The organism is Arthrobacter sp. NPDC058097 (genome assembly GCF_042884885.1).
GTDB lineage: Bacteria > Actinomycetota > Actinomycetes > Actinomycetales > Micrococcaceae > Arthrobacter.
Map to the genome: position 1 here is coordinate 221,916 of NZ_JBHVSZ010000003.1, position 21,844 is coordinate 243,759.

At 67.5% G+C, this 21,844-nt stretch carries 20 protein-coding genes; 13 read left to right on the forward strand and 7 right to left on the reverse strand.

Features of this window, described 5'->3' with window-relative positions:
• Positions 1-54: 54 nt before the first annotated feature.
• Genes ACFVTE_RS07505 through purM form a run of 3 tightly spaced genes read left to right on the forward strand, consistent with a single transcriptional unit; the run spans position 55 to position 3,427 of the window.
• Positions 55-483 carry a hypothetical protein gene (locus ACFVTE_RS07505; protein WP_387098748.1) on the forward strand — a complete coding sequence of 143 codons (429 nt, stop codon included), beginning with the start codon at positions 55-57 and terminating at the stop codon, positions 481-483.
• A gap of 47 nt (positions 484-530) precedes the next feature.
• The gene (gene purF, locus ACFVTE_RS07510; protein WP_387098750.1) at positions 531-2,264 is read left to right on the forward strand and encodes an amidophosphoribosyltransferase; all 1,734 of its coding nucleotides are present in this window, start codon (positions 531-533) and stop codon (positions 2,262-2,264) included.
• Positions 2,264-3,427: a phosphoribosylformylglycinamidine cyclo-ligase gene (purM, locus tag ACFVTE_RS07515; protein ID WP_387098752.1), complete on the forward strand. Its 1,164-nt coding sequence runs from the start codon at positions 2,264-2,266 to the stop codon at positions 3,425-3,427. Before purF ends, purM begins: the two co-directional genes overlap by 1 nt.
• Before the next feature lie 135 nt (positions 3,428-3,562).
• Here the strand turns inward: purM and ACFVTE_RS07520 are convergent, their stop codons facing one another.
• The 4 genes from ACFVTE_RS07520 to ACFVTE_RS07535 form a co-directional block, all read right to left on the reverse strand.
• On the reverse strand, positions 3,563-4,351 hold the full coding sequence (locus ACFVTE_RS07520; protein ID WP_387098754.1) for a VOC family protein: 789 nt from the start codon (positions 4,349-4,351) through the stop codon (positions 3,563-3,565).
• A gap of 45 nt (positions 4,352-4,396) precedes the next feature.
• Entirely contained in the window at positions 4,397-5,380 is a 984-nt protein-coding gene (locus ACFVTE_RS07525) for a TIGR03086 family metal-binding protein (protein ID WP_387098756.1), read from the reverse strand.
• Entirely contained in the window at positions 5,377-5,706 is a 330-nt protein-coding gene (locus ACFVTE_RS07530) for an ArsR/SmtB family transcription factor (protein WP_387098758.1), read from the reverse strand. The genes ACFVTE_RS07525 and ACFVTE_RS07530 overlap by 4 nt, the downstream gene beginning before the upstream one ends.
• A 277-nt stretch (positions 5,707-5,983) precedes the next feature.
• Positions 5,984-6,217, reverse strand: coding sequence for a DUF3073 domain-containing protein (locus ACFVTE_RS07535; protein WP_003803040.1), 234 nt, complete (start codon positions 6,215-6,217; stop codon positions 5,984-5,986).
• Positions 6,218-6,481: 264 nt separating this feature from the next.
• Here ACFVTE_RS07535 and ACFVTE_RS07540 point away from each other — a divergent pair, with 264 nt between their 5' ends.
• A complete protein-coding gene (locus ACFVTE_RS07540; protein ID WP_387098760.1) occupies positions 6,482-7,228 on the forward strand; it encodes a septum formation family protein in 747 nt (248 codons plus the stop codon).
• A gap of 4 nt (positions 7,229-7,232) precedes the next feature.
• Here ACFVTE_RS07540 and clpB read toward each other — a convergent pair whose 3' ends face one another.
• The gene (gene clpB, locus ACFVTE_RS07545; RefSeq protein WP_387098762.1) at positions 7,233-9,884 is read right to left on the reverse strand and encodes an ATP-dependent chaperone ClpB; all 2,652 of its coding nucleotides are present in this window, start codon (positions 9,882-9,884) and stop codon (positions 7,233-7,235) included.
• A 228-nt stretch (positions 9,885-10,112) separates the two neighbouring features.
• On the opposite strand from clpB, the gene ACFVTE_RS07550 reads away from it, so the two are divergent.
• A complete protein-coding gene (locus ACFVTE_RS07550) occupies positions 10,113-10,448 on the forward strand; it encodes a YciI family protein (RefSeq protein ID WP_387098764.1) in 336 nt (111 codons plus the stop codon).
• A 41-nt stretch (positions 10,449-10,489) separates the two neighbouring features.
• Here ACFVTE_RS07550 and ACFVTE_RS07555 read toward each other — a convergent pair whose 3' ends face one another.
• Complete coding sequence (locus ACFVTE_RS07555; RefSeq protein ID WP_387098766.1) at positions 10,490-11,332, reverse strand: S1 family peptidase; 843 nt, start codon at positions 11,330-11,332, stop codon at positions 10,490-10,492.
• 215 nt (positions 11,333-11,547) lie between these two features.
• Here ACFVTE_RS07555 and ACFVTE_RS07560 point away from each other — a divergent pair, with 215 nt between their 5' ends.
• Positions 11,548-12,693: a metallophosphoesterase gene (locus ACFVTE_RS07560; protein WP_387098768.1), complete on the forward strand. Its 1,146-nt coding sequence runs from the start codon at positions 11,548-11,550 to the stop codon at positions 12,691-12,693.
• 3 nt (positions 12,694-12,696) lie between these two features.
• On the opposite strand, the gene ACFVTE_RS07565 is transcribed toward ACFVTE_RS07560, so the two are convergent.
• Positions 12,697-13,836, reverse strand: a complete 1,140-nt coding sequence (locus ACFVTE_RS07565; protein WP_387098770.1) for a family 16 glycosylhydrolase — start codon at positions 13,834-13,836, stop codon at positions 12,697-12,699.
• Between the two features lie 308 nt (positions 13,837-14,144).
• Here ACFVTE_RS07565 and ACFVTE_RS07570 point away from each other — a divergent pair, with 308 nt between their 5' ends.
• The 7 genes from ACFVTE_RS07570 to ACFVTE_RS07600 all read left to right on the forward strand — a co-directional run bounded on the left by ACFVTE_RS07570 (position 14,145) and on the right by ACFVTE_RS07600 (position 21,769).
• On the forward strand, positions 14,145-14,924 hold the full coding sequence (locus ACFVTE_RS07570) for a glycosyltransferase family 2 protein (RefSeq protein WP_387098772.1): 780 nt from the start codon (positions 14,145-14,147) through the stop codon (positions 14,922-14,924).
• Between the two features lies 1 nt (position 14,925).
• Positions 14,926-15,924, forward strand: a complete 999-nt coding sequence (locus ACFVTE_RS07575; RefSeq protein ID WP_387098774.1) for a glycosyltransferase — start codon at positions 14,926-14,928, stop codon at positions 15,922-15,924.
• 70 nt (positions 15,925-15,994) lie between these two features.
• Positions 15,995-17,095, forward strand: coding sequence for a hypothetical protein (locus tag ACFVTE_RS07580; RefSeq protein ID WP_387098776.1), 1,101 nt, complete (start codon positions 15,995-15,997; stop codon positions 17,093-17,095).
• 1 nt (position 17,096) lies between these two features.
• Positions 17,097-19,217: a glycosyltransferase gene (locus ACFVTE_RS07585; protein ID WP_387098778.1), complete on the forward strand. Its 2,121-nt coding sequence runs from the start codon at positions 17,097-17,099 to the stop codon at positions 19,215-19,217.
• Positions 19,214-21,196, forward strand: a complete 1,983-nt coding sequence (locus ACFVTE_RS07590; protein WP_387098780.1) for a hypothetical protein — start codon at positions 19,214-19,216, stop codon at positions 21,194-21,196. The genes ACFVTE_RS07585 and ACFVTE_RS07590 overlap by 4 nt, the downstream gene beginning before the upstream one ends.
• Positions 21,186-21,602, forward strand: a complete 417-nt coding sequence (locus ACFVTE_RS07595; RefSeq protein WP_387098782.1) for a hypothetical protein — start codon at positions 21,186-21,188, stop codon at positions 21,600-21,602. Before ACFVTE_RS07590 ends, ACFVTE_RS07595 begins: the two co-directional genes overlap by 11 nt.
• A complete protein-coding gene (locus ACFVTE_RS07600; protein ID WP_387098784.1) occupies positions 21,599-21,769 on the forward strand; it encodes a hypothetical protein in 171 nt (56 codons plus the stop codon). Before ACFVTE_RS07595 ends, ACFVTE_RS07600 begins: the two co-directional genes overlap by 4 nt.
• The last annotated feature ends 75 nt before the right edge of the window (positions 21,770-21,844 follow it).

The window sequence follows — 21,844 nt, forward strand, 5'->3', positions numbered from 1 at the left end:
GGCCTGAACGTACCGGCGCAGGCCGGTGGCCGCGATGACAGTAGGCTAGATGGCATGTCTTCCGACCAGCCCACCCCCGAACAGCGCGAATTTCCCGAACACGGGATTCCTGAACGGCGCGAGATCACCGTCCGACGCGCGCCCAAGTATGTGCCCTTCCTGATCCTGGGCGGGCTGGTGGGCTTCGCCGCAGCGGCGGTCATTGCGTACGCCCTCCCCGGCGATGCCAGCTACGACCGCGGCGCCGTGTACGGCTTCTTCATGGTGCCGTGCGCCGCCGCCGGTGTGATTCTCGGCGCAATTGCCGCCCTTGTGCTGGACCGGGCCAGCGTCCGCCGTGCCCGCCGCGGCGTCGTGGAAGCCGTGCCGGAAACGGAACATCCCGCCGCAGGCGGGGAAATAATCACCGAACCGGCACCGGAGCCGGGCCCGGCACCGGAAAGCACTCCGGACGACGGCGGCAAGCCCGGCCAGCAGTCATAATCCGGCGGCCGGAATTTCCTTACCTCATGACGTGAGATAATCGACCAGTGGCACGCGGCGATGGAAAACTTTCTCATGATCTTCTCCCTGGCGAAAAAGGCCCGATGGACGCTTGCGGCGTCTTCGGCGTCTGGGCACCAGGTGAAGAAGTAGCAAAACTTACCTACTACGGGCTGTACGCGCTGCAGCACCGCGGTCAGGAGTCGGCTGGTATAGCCACCAGCGACGGCAAGCGGATCAACGTCTATAAGGACATGGGCCTCGTATCCCAGGTCTTCGACGAGACCACGCTTAACACCCTGACCGGGCACCTGGCCGTGGGCCACTGCCGCTACTCCACCACCGGAGCCAGCCACTGGGCCAACGCGCAGCCCACGCTCGGCGCTACCGCCACCGGCACGGTGGCCCTGGCGCACAACGGCAACCTCACCAACACCGCCGAACTCAACGCCATGATCCATGAGCGCAACGGCGGCCAGCTCAGCGGCGAAATGAAGCAGGGCAATACCTCCGACACCGCCCTGGTGACGGCGCTGCTGGAAGGCGAGGAGGGCAAATCCCTCGAGGAGACCGCCCTCGAACTGCTCCCCAAGATCCGCGGCGGCTTCTGCTTCGTCTTCATGGACGAAGGCACGCTCTACGCAGCCCGCGACACCTTCGGCATCCGCCCGCTCTGCCTGGGCCGCCTGGAGCGCGGCTGGGTGGTGGCCTCCGAGCAGTCCGCCCTCGCCACCGTGGGCGCCAGCTTCATCCGGGAGATCGAGCCCGGCGAGTTCATCGCCATCGACGAACAGGGCGTGCGGTCCCGCCGCTTCGCTGACCCGACGCCGGCCGGTTGCGTTTTCGAATACGTTTACCTCGCGCGACCCGACGCCGCCATCGCCGGACGGTCCGTCTACGAATCCCGTGTGGAGATGGGCCGCCAGCTGGCCCGCGAGAACACGCAGGTCGCCGACATCGTCATCCCCGTCCCCGAATCCGGCACCCCCGCGGCCGTGGGCTACGCCGAGGAATCCGGCATCCCGTTCGCACACGGCTTCGTCAAGAACTCCTATGTGGGCCGCACATTCATCCAGCCCTCACAGACGCTGCGCCAGCTGGGCATCCGGCTGAAGCTCAACGCCCTGGAGTCCGTGATCCGCGGCAAGCGCGTGGTGGTGGTGGATGACTCGATCGTCCGCGGCAACACCCAGCGCGCCATCGTCCGGATGCTCCGCGAGGCCGGCGCCGCCGCCGTCCACGTCAAGATTTCCTCCCCGCCCGTCCAGTGGCCCTGCTTCTACGGCATCGACTTCGCCTCCCGGGCAGAGCTGATCGCCAACGGCGCCACCATCGAGGAGATCTCCCAGGCCATCGGCGCCGATTCGCTGGCGTACATTTCCGAAGACGGCATGATCGGCGCCACCCAGCAGCCCCGCGAACGGCTCTGCACGGCATGCTTCACGGGCAAGTACCCCATCGAGCTGCCCGGCGCGGACAAGCTCGGCAAGAACCTGCTGGAGCGCACTGACCTGGGCGGACTGCCTGCCGCGTCCGGCGCCGCACCTGCCGCCGGCCCGGCAGCGGACGCTGCCGCCGAGGCCGCCATCGAACCGGCGGCCGCCACCCCCGGCAACCCGGACAGCATCCCGGTGACCGAGGACCCCGCGGAAAAGCCTGGCGCCACGGGCTGTGACCCGGGACCGGATTCCGAGCTCGAGAACCTGCTCACCGACGCCGACCGCGTGCCCGACCTCCACCACGACGCTGCGACCGTCGGCGCTGACAAGAAAGAGTCCTGATGACTTCCGCTTCCTCCACTGCTGACATGAATGCTGCCCAGAACAACGCCGGCATCACCTATGCGGCCGCCGGTGTGGACGTCGAGGCCGGCGACCGCGCCGTCGAGCTCATGAAGGACGCCGTCAAGGCGACCCACAACGCATCGGTGATTGGCGGCGTCGGCGGCTTTGCAGGCCTGTACGACGTCTCCAGGCTCCTGACCTACAAGAAGCCCCTGCTCGCCACCTCCACGGACGGCGTGGGCACCAAGGTGGCCATCGCCCAGGCCATGGACATCCACGACACCATCGGCTACGACCTCGTGGGCATGGTGGTTGACGACATCGTGGTGGTGGGCGCCGAGCCGCTGTACATGACCGATTACATCGCCTGCGGCAAGGTGGTCCCGGAGCGCATCGCGGACATCGTCCGCGGCATCGCCGCCGCCTGCTCCGTGGCCGGCACCGCGCTGGTGGGCGGCGAAACCGCCGAGCACCCCGGCCTGCTGGGCGAGCACGAGTACGACGTCGCCGGTGCCGCCACCGGTGTTGTCGAGGCTGACGCGCTGCTCGGACCGGACCGCGTCCGCGCCGGTGACGTGGTGATCGGCATGGCCTCCTCCGGCCTGCACTCCAACGGCTACTCACTGGTCCGCCGCGTCATCAACCACGCCGGCTGGGCCCTGGACCGCCAGGTCTCCGAACTCGGCCGCACGCTGGGTGAGGAACTCCTGGAACCCACCCGCGTCTACGCCGCCGACTGCCTGGACCTGGCCCGGGCGTTCCCCGTCACGGCTGACAAGGCTGTGCACGGCTTCAGCCACGTCACCGGCGGCGGCCTGGCCGCCAACCTGGCGCGTGTCCTGCCGCAGGGCCTCGTGGCCACCGTTGACCGCTCCACCTGGGAGCTGCCCGCCATCTTCAAGCTCGTCTCCGAACTGGGCCGCGTGCCGCTGCCCGACCTGGAGCGCACGCTGAACCTGGGCGTCGGCATGGTGGCCGTAGTGTCCGCCGAAGCCGCGGACGCCGCCGTGGCCCGCCTGAACGAACGTGGCCTGCCGTCCTGGATCATGGGTGCCGTCAGCGCCGATTCCGACGCCGTGATCAAGACCGGCCCGGACTACGTGCAGGGCGCCAAGGGCGTGGACGGCGGCGCCGTCCAGCTGGTCAACGCCTACGCGTAATCCCCACCAGCCCAAACCGTCGAGTACTCCGTAACCGCCCTTTGAACCTTCATAAGGGCGGTTGGGCCCACGCCGGCAGGGTTCCCTGGCCGAGCTTGCGAGGCGAGGGTGCCGGTGGGGAGCACTCGATCTGTTTTAGACCTCCAGGACGCTGAACACTCCGCCCTGCGGGTCCCGCAGGGTGGCGATGGTGCCGCCGTCGTCGTCGAACTCCGGCTCCACCAAAACCTCGGCTCCGGCAGCCACGGCAGACAGCACCGCTTCCTTGACGCTGGAGACGCCGAAGTAAACCTGCCAGCCGCGGCCGCCGGATTCGCCGTCTTCGTCGTCCTCTTCCGGAGCCGGGGCGACCCCCGCCACCTCCGCGCCGTTCACCATCAGGGTGGTGTAGGTTCCGCCGTCGTCCTGCGGGTATTCGGTGACCTCGTGGCCGAACAGCTGCTGGAAAAATCCGACGGCGGCCTGCGGCTCGGGCGTGATCAGCTCGGCCCAGGCGAAGGCACCGGGCTCATTGTGCCGCCCGCTGCCCGGATGGGTACCGGCCTGCCACACGCCGGTGGCACCCCCGCCCGGCGGCTCCACGAACACCATGGTTCCGGTGTCCCCGATCTCCTCCGGCCCGAACTGCACCGTGCCGCCGGCGTGGTCGGCTTCCTCCGCGGTGGACCGGGCGTCGTTCGTGGCGAAGTAGACGTTCCAGTGTGCAGGCCGGGGCGCACCGCCCTGCTGCGGCTGTGGTGCAACCGTCGCCACAAGGTCGTCATCCAGGAAGGCCTTGGCGTAGCTGCGGCCGTCGGGGGTGGGCAGGTCCTCGTAGCGCCACCCGAACACGGCGGCATAGAACGCCTTGGCGGCAGCCACATCCGGTGTCTGGACGTCCGCCCAGCAGAGCTCTCCGAGGCTGTACCCGCTGCGCTGAACCATGCGTCCGTACCTTTCGTTGGCTGAAGTCCCCCCAGCCTAATTCTTCTAGGCTCCGGCGTGCACAGCCCGTCCGGTGAAGGCAACCAGCCGCTCCAGGCTGCCCGCCGTCTCGGCCACCTGCCGGGCCGGGGCGAAGCTGCCGCCTGCGCGCACCTGCTCGCTGATGGTCTGCTGGGCAAGCACCTCCACGTAATCAGTCAGGGCGTCGGCAACGCTGAGGTCGGCGCCGAAGGCCTTGCTGAAGTCCCAGGCGTGAACCAGGAACTCCAGGTTGAGGATGGAGGCCACCATGGTGGCAGGCAGTTCCGCGAAGCCCATGTCCACGGTCCCCTCCAGTCCGCGCCGGTAGAAGGCTTCCAGCACCGGCTGGGCGAGGTCTGCGATGCGGGCCTCCGGCGCCTTGGTGGAGTCGTCGGAGACCTGCACGCCGAGGGCCTGGCCGATGCCGCTGATGGAGCCTGCCACATGGTCCAGGAGCTGGCCGGCGTTGTAGTCGGCGCAGGGGGTCTGGGTTTCGAGATGGGCCGGGGTGACGGAACGCAGCACGCGCTGCAGCACTGCCAGCGTGGCGTCCGCGGCAGTGAGCTCGTTGATTGGGTCCGGCGCCGCCGCCCACTCGTCTGCACCGGCGTCGCCCGCCGTGCCGGCGGCAACCAGACGGTCCAGGTAGTGGTTCCAGCCCTCGGCGTGGGCTGCTTCCTGCTGCTCGCCCAGGCCAGCGTGGGTCAGGCGGACGGACGTGCCGCCGTCGACCGGTTCAAGCGTCAGGGACACCACCGAGTCGGACGGAGCCATCTCTGCGCTCTGCTCCCAGCCCCAGGTGAAGACGAGGCGTTTTCCGGGTTCAATTTCAATGAAGGAACCGGTGGCGTGATGCCCGGGTGTGACGGTCCACCGATATTCGCCGCCGACCCTCAGGTCGACGCGCGCGGCAACGGTCTGCCACCGGCGGAGCCGCTCCGGCTGCGTGATCAGCGCGAATGTCTGGTCTAGGTCCAGCGGAACAACAACTGTCTTGTCGAAAGTCATGATTTTTCCTTTGACGTGGGGAGTTCGGATTGGGAGAGTTCGTGGGCGTCCGCAACCAGCAGGTCCAGCTCATGGGTCCAGAACTGGTCAAATAACCGGCGGAGTTCGTTCATGCCCCTCGGATCGGGCCGGTAAAACCGGTTCCGGCCCTCCTTGCGTGCGGACACCAGCCCGGCCTGTTCGAGGAGGAGAAGGTGCTGGGAGATGGCGGATCTGCTCACGGTAAATTCGCCCGCGAGTTCGGTCACCGTCTTCTCGCCGGCTGCCAGCAGCTGCAGCAACCGGCGCCGGTTCGGTTCGGCCGCGACTTCGAGGGGATCTAGCACGCTTAATACGTTAGCCACCACTAACGCATTTGGTCAAGGCCTCCCCGGGCGCCGACCCGGAAACGCAAAAAGGCCCGTTGGGCACACCAAAAACTGGCGTGCCCAACGGGCCTGATGATTTGTGGTAACACCGCACTATCCCCTGCGCCAGATATCTGGCCATGACCAGACGTCCGGATCAGGCAGGAAAACGGGCAACCCGAATGCGGGAAATACCCAGGAGGTGTACGACGGCGGCGTGCAAGCCAACTGCCTTGCGGCAGTTCAGCGGGAACGACTAACCGATACGACGGCTGTCTACCTCGTCGTCGTCTTCATCCAAATCGTCCGCGTACTTATCCACGTAGGCTGAATAGTCCGGCTCAACCGGTTCATTCGCGAAATGGCTCGTGGCACGACTTCCCGGACCCGTGAGCTCACGCTGTAGGGCCGAATAATCGGTGTTCGGGGAGTAGTACTTGATGTCCCGAGCCTGCTTGGTAGCTTTTGCCTTTTGACGGCCGCGCCCCATGGCGTGACCCCCTTTTGTACTTGGACCGGAGGTGGTCACCTTTGGCGATCGGTGAGGCCCCGGAATGTTTGGTCAATTTGTCGTACCCCTAGATTACATGCTTTCGGCGGCATCTGCTTGCCACGCGGGCCTCCGGAGGCCGACTCAGCCTCCTTCTGGGCGGCAATCCGGGGCTCGCAGGGATTTTTTGTTCGATAGAGTCTCCTGAACGACTGCATTTGATGCCCGCCGCCGAGCGAACGCCAGGAAGGGGTGCCGCCCCATATGAGTGAGAATGATCCCAGCCACGACGGGGAACGTGGGCCGGCCCGCTCCGTCGCCGTGCGGCCCGGGCCAACGGCCGAGCCGGCACAATCCCGACCCAGTGAAGCCCAGGACAGCGAAGTCCGGGACAGTGAAGCCAACGACGGCGCGGCCCAGGACGATGCGGCACAGCCCAAAGGCCTCGTTGGATCGATCCGTTCCCGGCTCGCACGGCCCGAGGTCCGGCAAACCCTGCTCAAGGCCGGTTTCCTCGCTGCGCTCCTGGTGGCGGGCGGCCTGCTCGTATGGCTCCTGACGTCACTCCTCGCCAGTGCCACCATGCAGTCGGCGAACCGGCCCGAGGCGGGCGCGGCGGAGCCATCCGCCGCGCCGCCGGCCGCGTCTCCCCGGCCGAGCCTGCCTTTGGCCAGCGTGGGCCCGCTGGACTTCCGGGTAGGAGACTGCTTCAAGGATTTCGACCCCGAAGCGTCCAAGTCGACGATCGTTGCGTGCACCACCGACCATTCCGCGCAACTGGTGGCGGTCACCCATTACGCCGGGGGTGACGGCTACCCGGGCCGGGATGCCCTGAAGACCAGAGCCAGGGAGACGTGCCAGACGGCGGCCCTGACGGAGAAGTCCAACGCCTACAACCTGAACTACCGCCTCGCCTACCCGAGCACGGCAAGCTGGGCCAAGGGCGACCGCCGCGTGGACTGCTACGTCACCGCGTCCGGCAACATCATCAAGGCAAGCCTGCTCCCGTAGCGGCCTAGTCCCGGCGGCGGACGGTGAGACCGCTGCCCAGGGACGCGCCGCCGTCGGGACCTGCCTCCAGCCCCGCCACGGTGAGTTCCCCGAGGTCTGCGGCGGTGTCCACCAGGACGGTGTCGCCGTCGGAGATTTCACCGGCCAGGACGGCCTTGGCCAGCCGGTCGCCGATTTCGCGCTGCACGAGGCGGCGCAGCGGCCGGGCGCCGTAGGCCGGGTCGAAGCCGGACATCGCCAGCCAGGAGCGCGCGCCTTCGGTGACTTCGAGCGAGAGCCGCCGCTCGTGCAGGCGCTTGGCCAGCTCCGCCACCTGCAGCTCGACGACGCGGGCGAGCTCCTCGACGGACAGCGGATCGAACAGCACCACCTCGTCCAGCCGGTTCAGGAACTCGGGCTTGAAGGAGGCGTTCACCGTGGCCATCACCGCGTTGCGCTTGGCGTTCGCATCCAGCGTGGGGTCCACGAGGAACTGGCTGCCCAGGTTGGAGGTGAGCACCAGGATCACGTTGCGGAAGTCCACGGTGCGGCCCTGGCCGTCGGTGAGGCGGCCGTCGTCGAGCACCTGCAGCAGGATGTCGAACACCTCGGGGTGCGCCTTCTCCACCTCGTCCAGCAGCACCACGGAGTACGGCCGGCGGCGGACGGCCTCGGTGAGCTGGCCGCCTTCCTCGTAGCCGACGTAACCGGGAGGCGCACCGACCAGGCGCGCCACGGAGTGCTTCTCGCTGTACTCGGACATGTCGATCCGCACCATGGCGCGTTCGTCGTCGAACAGGAAGTCCGCGAGCGCCTTGGCGAGCTCGGTCTTGCCGACGCCGGTGGGGCCGAGGAACAGGAAGGAACCGGTGGGCCGGTTGGGGTCGCTGATGCCGGCCCGGGCACGGCGCACCGCGTCGGACACGGCGGTGACGGCCTTGGACTGGCCGATCAGCCGCTTGCCGAGTTCCTCCTCCATGTGCAGCAGCTTCTGGCTTTCGCCCTGGAGCATGCGGCCGGCCGGGATGCCGGTCCACGCCGCGATGACCTCCGCGATGTCGTTGGCAGTAACCTCCTCCGCCACCATCAGGGCGGACTTGTCGGCCACGGCGGCCTCTGCCTCGGCGGCGTCGTTCAGCTCGCGTTCCAGGGCCGGAATTTCGCCGTAGAGGATCCGGGACGCCGTCTCCAGGTCACCTTCACGCTGCGCCTTGTCCGCCGTGGACCGCAGCTCATCCAGCTTTGCCTTCAGGTCGCCCACCCGGTTCAGGCCGGCCTTCTCGGCCTCCCAGCGGGCATTGAGTCCGGCCAGTTGCTCCTTCTTGTCCGCCATGTCGGCCCGCAGCGCAGCGAGGCGTTCCACGGACGCGGCGTCAGTCTCGCCCTGCAGGGCGAGCTCCTCCATGGTGAGCCGGTCGACGGCGCGGCGCAGCTGGTCGATCTCCTCCGGGGCGGAGTCGATCTCCATGCGCAGCCGGGAGGCGGCCTCGTCCACGAGGTCGATCGCCTTGTCCGGCAGCTGCCGGCCGGAAATGTAGCGGTTGGAGAGCGTTGCGGCCGCGACCAGGGCGGAGTCGGCGATGGCCACCTTGTGGTGCGCCTCGTACCGCTCCTTCAGACCGCGCAGGATGCCGATGGTGTCCCCCACGCTGGGCTCCCCCACGTACACCTGCTGGAAGCGCCGCTCCAGGGCAGGGTCCTTCTCGATGTTCTCGCGGTACTCGTCGAGGGTGGTGGCGCCGATCAGCCGCAGCTCGCCGCGGGCCAGCATGGGCTTGAGCATGTTGCCGGCGTCCATGGCACTTTCGCCGCTCGCCCCGGCACCCACCACGGTGTGCAGCTCATCGATGAATGTGACGATCCTGCCGTCGGAGTTCTTGATCTCCTCAAGGACGGCCTTGAGCCGCTCCTCGAACTCCCCGCGGTACTTCGCGCCGGCCACCATGGAGGCCAGGTCCAGGGCGATCAGGGTCTTCCCGCGAAGGCTTTCCGGCACGTCGCCGGCCACCATCCGCTGCGCGAGGCCCTCGACGACTGCGGTCTTGCCCACGCCCGGCTCGCCGATCAGCACGGGGTTGTTCTTGGTCCGGCGGCTGAGCACCTGCACGACGCGGCGGATTTCGCTGTCACGGCCGATGACCGGATCGAGCTTTCCTGAACGCGCCACGGCGGTGAGGTCGGTGCCGTACTTTTCCAGGGCCTGGAAGGTGTTCTCCGGATCGGGCGAGTTGACCTTGCGGTCGCCGCGGACACCCGGGAGGGCGGCCGCCAGTGCCTCGTGGGACGCGCCGGCGTCGCGCAGCAGCCTGCCCACGCCGTCGCTTCCCGCCGAGAGACCCAGCAGCAGGTGCTCGGTGGAGACGAAGGAATCCCCCAGCTTGTCGGCCTCGTTCTGCGCGTTCTGGATCGCTTGCAGGGAGGGCCTGGACAGCTGGGCCTGCTGGACCGAGCTTCCGGACGTTGCGGGCAGGGCTTTGATGGCGGTGCTGGCCTGCACGCTGACGGCGTCCGGGTCCGCACCGGTGGCGCGGAGGAGTGCGACGGCGACGCCCTCCCGCTGATCCATCAGCGCCTTGAGCAGGTGGGCAGGTTCCACCTGCGGGTTCCCGGCCGTGGAGGCGTTCATGGCGGCAGCCGAAAGAGCCTCCTGGCTCTTGGTGGTGAATTTGACGTCCAAAGAGAGCTCCTTTCGAAGACGGTTTAGCTAAGTTGAGTCTACTACGCTCAACTTATCTTTTTCGGGTCTTCCCGGCCAAGTTTTCCCACAGCGAAATGCCCTCTGGTGGGCGGGCGAATTTTCCGTGAAGGCTGGCCCTTGAACTGTATCGCCGCTGGCCGAATCCCCCTAGGATCGACCTGTGGCTGCCGCTACCCCAGAGAAACTACCCCAGAGACAGGACCGGCAATGAAGAAGTTTGTGGTTCTTTACAACGCACCGCAGTCGGCACAATCGCAGATGGCGGAGAGTTCCCCCGAGGCCGCGCAGGAGGGCATGAAGGCGTGGATGGAGTGGGCATCCCGGGCCGGCAGCGGCATCGTGGACATGGGCCAGCCCCTGGGCGCCGGCAAGGAAGTGACCCAGACGGGCGCCACGGATACGAACACGCAGGTGGGTGGCTACAGCATCCTGCAGGCGGAGGACATGGACGGCGCCTTGGCCCTGCTCGAGGGGCACCCGCACCTCATGATGCCCGGCGCCAGCATCCAGGTGTACGAGACCCTCGATCTGCCAGGAATGTAGCCGGCCTGCCCGGATGCAACCTGCCTGCCCGGATGCAAGCGCTAGGAGCCCCGAACCCCCGAGACGCTGGTGATCCAGGCGAGGTTGCGGACCACGGAGGCATGGTCGTTGTAGTAGCCGGTGTAGTTCGAGGGGTTCGGGGCAGGCAGGATGTCAGAGGTGGACAGGACCCCGGCCAGTTTGCCGTTCACGATCAGCGGCCCGCCCGAGTCCCCATTGAGCGTGTGGCCACTCTCGGACCGCGTCCGGACAGACGGGCCGCCATAGTTGTCCACGCCCTGCCAGACCACCGAGACGTCCGCTGCCTTGAGGTAGTAGGACATGGCACCGGACCCTTCGGACTGATACCCCCAGCCATAGACCTTCGCGGCCGTTCCGGTGACGGGGAAGGAACCGGACAGGCCCACGTAGGAGCCGTAGTACGGCGTGGCCAGCTTCAGCAGCAGGACATCGCCGGCCGGGGCAGGGTAACGCCCGGCGACCGAACGGACGGCGCCCCCGGTTCCGAGGTGGCTGGTGCCCAGCCGGACCGACCTCAGGCTCGTGGAGTTGCAGTGCTTGGCCGTGATGACCCAACTGGCAGCGATCACGCTGCCGGTGCATCCCACACTGGTGCCTGCGGAATCAAAGGAAACTTGCGCCGCGAAGGGGGCGGCTGAAACTGTGGTGGTACTGCCACCGGCGATGTCCCTGCTGAACGTACCGTCGCCATGAGGCGCCGGCGCATCTCTGCCGGGCACGCCCCGGGCCGGCATCGCCTTGGCCGGCAGCCCCTGGGCAGGTATCTCTTGGGTCACTGCGGCCTGGGCCGGCGGGCCGCAGAGTAAGGGAGCCAGCAGCGCTGCACCGGCCGCGGCCGTGGCCAGGATTTTCGCGGTCTTCAACGTGGGGCTCCTTAGCGTTGGGTGCGAGAGGTCCGACTGCGAGCGTACGCGCAGTGACAACATTTGTCGTATTCATTACGGATGCTGTCAGCGCAATCCTCGCCGGGGCCGGTGTGTGGTCTGGGGGGCCTGTGGGCATTACCCTGAGGCCTAGCAGTAAATACCGTTCCCCAGCCTGCAGCGGCATCAGGCTCAGTTCCGTGATGTGAGGGATCATGACTGGACTGTCGAAACCGCGGACATGGTCCGGCGTGGCTCCGGCCGTTTTCTCGCTGGCGCTGCTGCTCACCGCCTGCCAATCCGGCCCGCCCGTGCCGCCGTCGGGAACGCCGGTTCCGCCCGGGACGTCCGGGCCGCCGGCAACCGCGCCGTCCAGCCCCACTGACCCCTCCTCCCCGGCCGGGCCCTCGTCGCCGACGGATTCCGCGTCCGCCACAGCACCCGCCGCCGTCCACTTCACAGCCCAGGGCGACATTGGGCTGAGCACGGGCGCACGGGAGGTGCTTGACACAATCAACGGCCTCCATCCTGAGCTCAGCCTGGCCCTCGGGGACTTCTCCTACGAGGCAGGGCGTGAACAGGAGTTCTGTGACATGGTCACCGGCAAGCTGGGCGGAAACTTCCCCTACCAGGTGGTGACCGGAAACCACGAGAGCGACGGCCACGACGGCGACATCGCCAACATCGTCAAGTGCCTGCCCAACAGGCTGCCCGGGCTCCAGGGCGAGTATGGAGTCCAGTGGTATGCGGACTATCCGGAACGCGACCCGCTGGTGCGCTTCATCATGGTGTCCCCAGGGATCGAGTTCCATGACGGACACACCCTCGACTACTCGAGGGGCAGCGAGCGCTGGCAGTGGACGGCAGCTGCGCTTGACGGTGCGAGGTCCAGGAGGATCCCGTGGACCGTCGTCGGCATGCACACGCCGTGCCTGAGCGTAGGCAAGTACGACTGCCAGGCGGGGCGTGACTTCACCAACCTGCTCATCGACAAGAAGGCGGACCTGGTGGTGACCGGCCATGACCACAATTACCAGCGGAGCCACCAGCTGGGCCGCGGCCAGGGCTGCCCGGCGCTGGTTCCGGACACCTTCTCCGGGGGCTGCATCGCCGATTCGGACAGCGCCCTGGTCCAGGGCGCCGGAACAGTCTTCGCCACCGTGGGTACCGGCGGCGTGGGTCTCTATGACGTCAGCGGCCAGGACCCGGAATCCCCTTACTTTGCTGCCTGGTCCGGAAAAAACCGCGACGCCGCCCTCGGCACCCTGGACGTGACGGCCACCGCGAAACGGCTCTCGGCACGGTTCGTTCCGGCGGCCGGCTACACCTTCACGGACAGCTTCGAGATCGGACGGAAGTAGCCCCTAGCCCCGCTTCCAGATGGCGATCCAGTCCAGATAGACGTGCCCGGCCGTCTCCGGTTTGGGGCAGCCGAACAGGCAGGCCTCGGTCTGGAGAATGTAGTGCATCGGGATGTTCGGGGTTTTGGAGGCTCCGGCACCGATCGAGCGGCCGTCGAGGAAAAACTCCACCTTGCCCGGACTCCACTCCATCGTGGCGACGTGCCACTGCGTGAAGGTGGTCCCGGACGAGAAAACATCGGTGGCGTAGGGGTCGTTTCCCATCTTGTGCACTGCGCCGTAGAACTTCGTGGAGAGGTCCCCCTCGGGGTAGTCGAGTTCGCCGTCGCGGGGCCAGATGCCGCTGTCCGGCCACAGCAGCCAGGCCGTCTTGAAGCCGCGCAGCGGATCAGCCTTGAACCGCACCGAGAACCTCCCGTACAGGAAGCTGTTGTCCCGGTGTGGACTCACGCTGCTGTTCGGAATCTTCGGGGTGGGCGCGGCCCCCATCGAAACGCCGTTCTCCGTGTGCAGGTACCAGTCCAGCATGCCGTTCTTCACGCTGAGCACCTTGGACGGGTAGTAGCCCGATTTCGCGCCCCGCTGCCCCGCCGTGTCCGGCGTGCCGTCCACGTACCCGGCGCTCCACTTCGCAGCGTACGCGGGGCCCGGAAACCCGCCAATTGGCACACTCCCCTGGCCGAAGTCCTCCCGGAACACCTGTTTCCACCCGGGCAGGTCACCCGTGGGCAGTTCGTGCAGCTTGGGGTCAGCTGCCGGCACGGTCGCGGTCAGGGGCTTCGGCGCGGGCGGCGCCGCGGCGCCTGTCGAGGGCGGCGCGGGGAGCGATGGGCCAGGTGCCGGGGCGGCGGCCCGGGATGGTCCGGGCCTGGAGGTCGCCGGCGATGAGGGCGACGGCGGGGCGGGCTCGGCTGCGCCCGCCGCCCGGGACGGAGACACAATGGGCCGGGCAGCCGGGTCAGTGGCCGCTTTCGTCGCTGATGGTTCCTCGGCAGGCCCCCGGTCCGACGGTGCCCGCTGCGCCTCCGTGGCCACTGTTCCGTACACGGTCAGCGCGGCCACCGCTGCGAGCACAGCAAGCCGCCCGAAGGGACGTCGCAGATTGCGGCGCCCACGGTGCCTCCCGTGGGCTGAGTTAACCATGGGGCAAGTGTGACACCGGAGACTTGGAGCTACCAAGGATTCTGCGACCCCTAAAACTGGGGCTTGCTCAAGCGGCCCCAAGCTTTTTACAAGTTGCCGGGCCGAACATGTTCCGAGGGGGAGTGCAAGCAAAGTTGCCAGTACCGCAGCAGCAGGCGCTTCTATTTTCCCGTATCCAGGCGGGAAGGCTGCTCGGGAGGGGCATAGGCATACGACTCCAATGAGTGGTGAGGCTAGTGACCATCCCTATACAAGTTTCATCTGTTAGTGCACCAAATGCGGTACCGGTACCCCTGGCCTCCATCAGCGTGGTGATCCCCACCCTCAATGAAGCCCTGAACCTTCCGTGGGTCCTTCGACGCATGCCCTCGTATGTGGACGAGGTGGTGATTGTCGACGGGCGATCTCTGGACAGCACCGTCGACGTGGCCCGCGCGCTGCGCCTGGACGTCGTGGTGGTCTCCGAACCCCAGGCCGGCAAAGGTTTCGCAGTGCGGGCGGGGCTGTCCGCGGCATCCGGGGACATCATCGTCATGCTGGACGCCGACGGGAGCATGGATCCGCAGGAAATCGGCTGGTTCATCTCGCCGCTCCAGCATGAATTCGACTTCGTCAAGGGCTCCCGGTATGTCACCGGCGGGGGTTCCGAGGACATCACGCTGCTCCGCAGTGCCGGCAACCGCGCCCTGACCCGGCTGGCCAACCTCGTCCTGCACAGCAACTATTCGGATCTTTGCTACGGCTACATCGCCATGCGGCGCGAATGCCTGCAGATCCTTGAGCTGGAGTCGGAAGGGTTCGAAATTGAGACCGAGCTGATCGTCCGCGCCTCCAGGGCCGGCCTGCGGATCGCCGAGGTACCCAGTAACGAACTGACCCGGATCTCCGGTAACTCCAATCTTCATACCTTCCGCGACGGATGGCGGGTGCTGCGGACCCTGGCCCGTGAATGCGTGGGCTGGGAAGCCCCCACGGCGGGCGCCAGGCCCGAGTCGCTCAGGCGTGTGAAATACAGGTATCCCAGCATGACCCTCCCCCACATTCCGACGGATCCGGCAACCGTCCTTGGCCTGATAGCGGGTGATTAAGGTGAACCACGCTGAAGGGCTCCCGGCCGTTTCGGTGGTGATCTGCTCCTACACGGAAGACCGGTGGGACCGGCTGATGGCCGCCGTCGAATCCGTCCGCGTCCAAACGGTGCCGCCTCAGCAGACCATCCTGGTGGTGGACTACAACGTGGACCTCTACAAGCGGCTCATCTTTACGGTCGACGACGTCGTGATCCTGGAGAACACCGGCCCCAAGGGCCTCTCCGGAGCACGGAACACAGGCGCCGCGGCGGCAACGGCCGGCATCGTAGCCTTCCTTGATGACGACGCAGTAGCGGCCCCGGACTGGCTGGAGCGGCTGACGGCCCTCTACGACGACCCCGACGTGCTGGCCGTGGGCGGACGCGTGCTGCCGGATTGGGAAACGGGCCGGCCGGACTATTTCGGCGAGGAGCTGGACTGGATCATCGGCTGCACGCACCGCGGCCTGCCCAAGGTGGCCGCCGAAGTGCGCAACGTCATCGGCGCCAACATGTCCTTCCGTTCCCAGGTTCTCCAGGTGGTGGGCGGCTTCAACACGTCCCTGGGGCGCCAGAACTCGCTGCCGCTCGGCTGCGAGGAGACAGAGATCTGCATCCGCGCGGTCATCGGTTCGCCGGGGGGCCGCGTGGTGTACGAGCCGGCTGCCCTGGTGAATCATTTTGTTCCGGCCCAGCGGGGCACGCTCAGCTACATGCTGCGGCGCGCCTGGTCCGAGGGAATTTCCAAAGCCATGGTCAGCAAGATCGTTGGCCACAAGCGCGCTCTGGGGCCCGAGCGCCGGTACGTGCGCAGCGTGCTGCCGCGTGCCGTGGCCTCAGGCATAGCGGGCAGGATCCGGGGAAAGGACCCCGCCGGCCTGCGCCGCGCAATGGCCACGGTGGCTGTACTGGCGGTCACCACCTGCGGGTACATCCGCGGACGCCGCCTGCCCCTTGATCCGGCGGACGCGGGCCTCGCGCCGCACGAGCCACACGCCAGCTGGAGGAAAGTCAAATGATCCCGATGTACCCGCAGTACACGCCTGCCTACACGGCAAAGACCACCGAGACCGCTGGAAGGCACGGGGCATGAGCCAGTCCGAAAAAGAATTCGTGCGGGATTCTGTCCCGTCCACCGGCACCAGCTTCGATGTCCACGGCCTCGTGGGTATCGACGTCGCCCCCGAAACCCCCGGCGAAGCGCAGCTGCGGGACATGCTCGCCCCGTTCCTGGGTCCGTCCCGGGCACCGCTCCGGCTGCATGTCAGCGCCGAAACGGCGGAGGTGGCGGACCAGTCGCACGCCGAGGACGCCTTCCGGTTCACCGCGGAGTCGCTTTACATCCCGGCGGACCGCGTCCAGGTCCAGGAAACCCCCGACGGTTACTCGGTCCAGGGCCGCGGCGAGCTGCTGACCGCCGTCATCCCCCTGCTGGACCGGCTCTGCATCAGGCAGAACGCCGCCATGATCCATGCGGCCGTGGTCGATTTCCGCGGCTCGGGGGTCCTCCTCCCGGCGTGGGGCGGCGTGGGCAAGACCAGCACGGTTGCGAAACTCGTTGCCATGCCCGGCGTTCGGTTCATGGCCGATGACTGGGCGTTCCTGGATGCCGACGGCATGCTCATGGGCTACGCGAAGCCGATGTTCCTCAAACCGCACCACCGCAAGATCTACCCCGAGGTGTTCAGCGGCGCCCGCAAGCCCCTCGCCCCGGGCTGGCTCACGAATACGGTGGCCCACCTCGCCACGGCCGTCCATCCCGTGATCGTCCGCTATCCGAAGACCGCCGCCTTCACGCGCCGCTGGTCCCCGGAGCACCGCATGGTCCATCCGGAGCTTGTCTTCGGGCAGGACGGCATCTCCTCGGCGGCGCTCACCCGGCTGGCCATTTTCCTTGAACGCTACGACGGTTCCGAAGCCCGGCTTGAGACACGCAGCCGTGAATGGATGACCTCCCGCATTGTCGGGAACTTCCATTCCGAGCTCCCGGTGGTGTCACGGCGGCTGATCGAGGCCCTCGGCGCCACCAGCCTGGTTCCGCTGGAGGAATTCTTCAGCCAGAAGGCAGCCGTGGTGCGGCGGGCCTTGGATGATGTGCCATGTTCCCTGCTCCGGATACCCGCCTCGTGGTCCGCCGACCGGACATCCGACTACGTTGCCGGCCTGATCAGCTCCAAGCTGGAGGAGTGATATGCGGGCCCACGTGAGCGACCTCGACGTGTCCGTGGTGGTTCCCGCGCGGAACGCTGCCCGCTGGCTGGGCGAATGTCTGGAATCCATCCAAGCCGAGAAACCGCGGGAGATCATCGTGGTGGACGGCTGCTCCACGGACAACACGGCAGAGATCGCACGGTGCGCGGGCGCACGCGTCATCTCGGACGAGGGCCGCGGGCTCCCGGCAGCGCGAATGCTCGGGGTACAAAGCGCCAACTGCGACGTAGTGGCGCTGATCGACGCCGACGTCGTCGTTCCGGCCGGTGCGTTGGGCGGGCTTCTGGACGAGTTCAAGGCCTGCGGCTACGACGGACTGCAGTTCGGCCTGGTCAGCGAGGCGGACGGCCCCGGCTATTGGGGTGCGGCCCTTGCCTGGCACCACGTCCACAGCCGGGTGCGCTCGTGGTTCGGCGTCTGCGCCACGCTCATGCGCAGGAAGGTCCTGCTGTCCGTCGCGTTCGATGACACCTTCCGCTCCGGAGAGGACATCGAGCTGAGGATCAGGCTCGAAGAGGCCGGCTACCGGCTTGGCGTCTCGCGGACCACTGCGGTGCGGCACCGCTTCATGGATTCGTTCGACGACGCACGGGACCAGTGGCTCCAGGACGGGGCCGGGATGGCCCGCACGATCCGAAAGCACCCCGGACGCGCCGGATGGCTTGCGGTGCTGCCACTGCTGGCCACCGTCCGCGGCGTCGGTCTGTCGCTGCTGCATGCGCCCAGGTTCCTGCCCTACTGGGCCTGTTTCCTGGTTTATAACTACCGGTCGATGCTGGGCGAGCTCCTGCGTCCACCCGAGGCCGGGCTCTCCGTCGGCGGCAATGCGGCCTGGCTAACCGCGGCCCGGGTTGCTCCGATGGCCGCCGGGTTCCTGTTCTGGGCGCTGGCTGCGGTCGCGCTGCCGCCGGGGCAACTCGGCCTGGGTTCCGCGGTGGTGGCGGCGGCCCTCCTGACCGTACAGCTGGGAATGCTGGGTGTTGGCAACGCCACTCTCACGCTGCTTCCCGCACAGTCCGACGGCGGACGCCAGCTTGCCGCCAGCAGCCTCCTCACAGTCGCGGTTTCCACGATCGTTGTGTCCGGCGCAGTGGCGGCGGTGACCTACGGGTTGGGGTCCGGAGTGGGCCTCGCGTGGAACGATCCGGTCATGACCGGGTTGTTCGCCGCGACCGCGCTGTTTGCTGCGGCCGCGTACCAGCTGGACCACGTAGGCGTCGCACAGGAACGCTCCGACCGCGCCATGGTCAGGAGCCTTGCCCAGAGTGTGGTGCAGCTGACTGTGCTGGTTCTAGCGCTGGCCGCCGGAATCCGGGAAACGTCGGTGGTGGTCGCTGCGGTGGCCGCAGGCGCCCTGGCGAGCGTGGTTTTCGGGCTGCGCCAGCTCAACCGCGCCGGAGTGTCACCCGACTGGAAGCACGGGCTGCGCGTTGGACCGGCCCTGCGGCTGCTGCGGCCGGGCCTGCCGAACCATGCGCTGATGCTCGCCGACCGTGCCCCCGGCTACCTCCTTCCGCTAATCGTGGCCGCCGTCCTCGGTCCCACCGCCACCGCATCCTGGTACATGGTGTGGATGATGGCGTCGGCGGTGTTCTTTGTGCCCCAGTCAGCCGGGTTCTCGCTGCAGACCGCACTCGCCGGTGGCAGGTCACGGCCGGGGCTGGTCTCCTCGGCGCTCAAGGCCAGCCTTGGCCTCACGCTGGCCGCCGGCGTGATGCTGCTGGTCGCCGGGCCCTTCCTGTTCAATTTCCTGGGTCCGGAGTATGCCGCGGCCAGCATCCTGCTCCCTGTCCTGGTGCCGGCCCTGCTGCTGGGCTGCGTCACGCAGGTCTACTTCGGCCTTTGCCGCGCCCAGGGGCGGCTCGCCGAGGCTACAGCCGTCGCAGTGTCCGCCGCCGTGCTGACCGTGGCCCCTGCTGCCTTCACCGCCCAACAGTTCGGCCTTGTGGGCATCTCTGCCCTCTGGTCAGGCGCCCAGGCCGCCGCAGCACTGGTGGCCGTCTGGCGCCTTCGGATGCTGACCCCCGCCTTGCCCGCCGCTGAACCGGTCCAGGTTGCATCAGCGGTCCTCAACCAGCCGACCGAAATCGAGAAGCCATGACACCTGAACCCACGTCCACGGCCCCTGCGGCGCCACCGTCACCAGCCCCTCCGACGCCGGCGCCGCCCTCGCATGCGCCGCACCGGCACGCCGAGCCGAAGCGCGGCGAAACCCACCACGGCCACCATGGCGAGCACGCCGAAACCAAGCACAGCGGTGCCAGGCACGGCGGGACTGAACCGCCCGCCGTCGTACATCACGGCCCCACCCCGCCGTGGAAACTGGTCACGTTGGCTGCTTTGGCAGCCGCTGCCCTGGCGCTTGGGATCTGGAGCCTGCTGAGCGTGGACCCGGCGCGAATTGGCGGTACGGGGCTCGTGGAGGCAGTGCCGCCCACCTACTTCCTTGCCATCCTCCTCAGCCTGACCGGGTTCGTGGCAACGCTGAACCTGCGCCGGCACACCCCGACGCTGCTGGCCGCCCAGGTGGTGGTCCTCGTGGTGATCCTGCATGCCGCCGACCCCATCGTCCACGGCCTGCCCCGGCTGACGGCAAGTTACCGGCACCTCGGCGTCGCCGACTACATTGCCAACTCGGGGCAGCTGGACACGAACCTCGACGCCTACTTCAACTGGCCCGGATTCCTCGCTTTTCTGGGACTGCTGTCCGATGCCACCGGCGTCAGGGACCTGATGGGCATCGCCACCTGGGCCCCCCTGGGAATGAACCTGCTGCTGCTGGCGCCGCTCCTGGCCCTCGCCAGGCGGCTCACCTCCCAAAGCCGGCATGCATGGGCCGGTGTGTGGCTTTTCTTTCTGAGCAGCTGGGTGGGGCAGGACTACCTCGCGCCGCAGGCTTACGCCTTCCTGCTCCTGGTCACGCTGATCGCATGCCTCCTGAGCGCCTTCAGCGGCTGGGCGTGGCCGACTGGCAGCAACCGCTTTACGAGATTCCTGGCACGCCACGTGACCCGGCTTGATCCGACCGTCCCGCACCAGGGCATGTCCAGCCCGCCGCCGGTGGACACTGCAATCCTGCTGGTCATCTGCGCCGGCCTCCTCGTGGCGATGACGGCCGCGCACCAGCTCACACCCTTCGCAGCAATCCCGATCCTCACCGTGTTCCTCCTGAGCGGCCGGCTCCGGATGCCGTCCCTGCCGATTCTGTCCGCGGTGCTGGCGTTGGGCTGGCTCGTGTTCGTGGCGAGAGACTTCTTTGACGGCCACCTGGCCCAGCTATTCGGATCGTTCGGCGACGTCGAGGGCCACACCCTGGGCGCCGTGACGCAGAGGGTTGGCGGCAGCGAAGCCCACGTACTGGTGGTCTACACGCGGCTGGCCGAGGTGGCCCTGGTTTGGCTTCTGGCCGCACTCGGAGCCTTCATGGCACATCGGCGGCGCTCAGCCTGGCTCACCGCGGTGCTCGGGGCGCTGGCTCCACTCACCCTCATTCCCGGCCAGCCCTACGGCGGCGAACTGCTGCTCCGCCTATACCTCTTCAGCCTGCCGTTCGCGGCCTGCCTCGCCGTGCTGACGCTCCTTCCGGATCGTCCCGGCAAGCCCGGCTGGCGCCGCGCGTCTGCGCTTCTGGCGATGGGAGCCGTCCTGGCCTCCGCCACCGTGGTCACCAGGTACGGCAATGACAGCATGGAGAAGTTCACGCCGGACGAGATCTCCCTGGTCAACCAGCTCTATGGGACGGCGCCGGAGGGATCGGTCCTCATTGAGGCAGTGCACAACACTCCGTGGAAGTTCCGGAAGTACGCGGACTACAAGTACCGCGCCCTGGTTAACGCCGAGCCGAGACCCGGTGCCGAACCGCTGGCCTGCGATCCGGCCAACAAGATCGCCCAGCAGTCAGGTGCCTACCTGATCGTCACGACCAGCCAGAAGCGGGCCGCGGACCTTCTCGAAACAACGCCCCCGGGGGATCTTGACCACTTCGTTGCCACCTGTGGCAGCTCCCCGGGCTGGACGAAGTTGTTCGAGAACGCCGGTGGCGTGGTCTTCCATATTCAAGGAGCAGGCAATGGCAATTGATCGCAATCACATCTCATGGGTGGTGGCGGCCCTCGCCGTCGCCGCGGTCCCGCTGGCGTTTTTCGGTCCTGAGGGACTGCGGTTGGCCGTCATCGGCCTCCTGATGCTCGCCGGCCCGGGAACCGCCCTGGTGCTCTACCTCAGGCTCGGCTCCGCAGATCCCGGAGCTGACGGAGAGTCCGACGGGGCAGGCGCCCACCGGTCCGCCGCGCAAAGCACCCTTCCGCTGGCCATCTCCATTGCGGTGGCGTCCAGCCTGGCCCTGTCGACGATCGTAGCGACGGCCATGGTCTTTGCCCGCATGTGGTCCCCGCCGGTGGCAGTGCTGGTGCTGGCGCTGATCACTCTCCTCCTGCTGGTTCTCGGGGCCAGAAGGTTCCAGGCTTCCACGGCAGGTGCGTCATGATCGTCTTTTTGGCTGGCTTTGCCACCGTCGTGGCAGTGGTCACGTGTGATGCCTTGCGCATTGTTCGGCCGGATGCCCCCCTGCCGAAAGCTGCGGTGTACACCGCAGCGGCTCTCCTTTCCCTAATCTGCGTTTCGCTGCTGACCAGGCTCATCCAACTGCTGTGACGGCGTTTCGCTCCTGGCGCGGACTGCCCCGCCGCTGCACTGGGACCGGCATCTCGTGCCGGCAACCGAACCGAA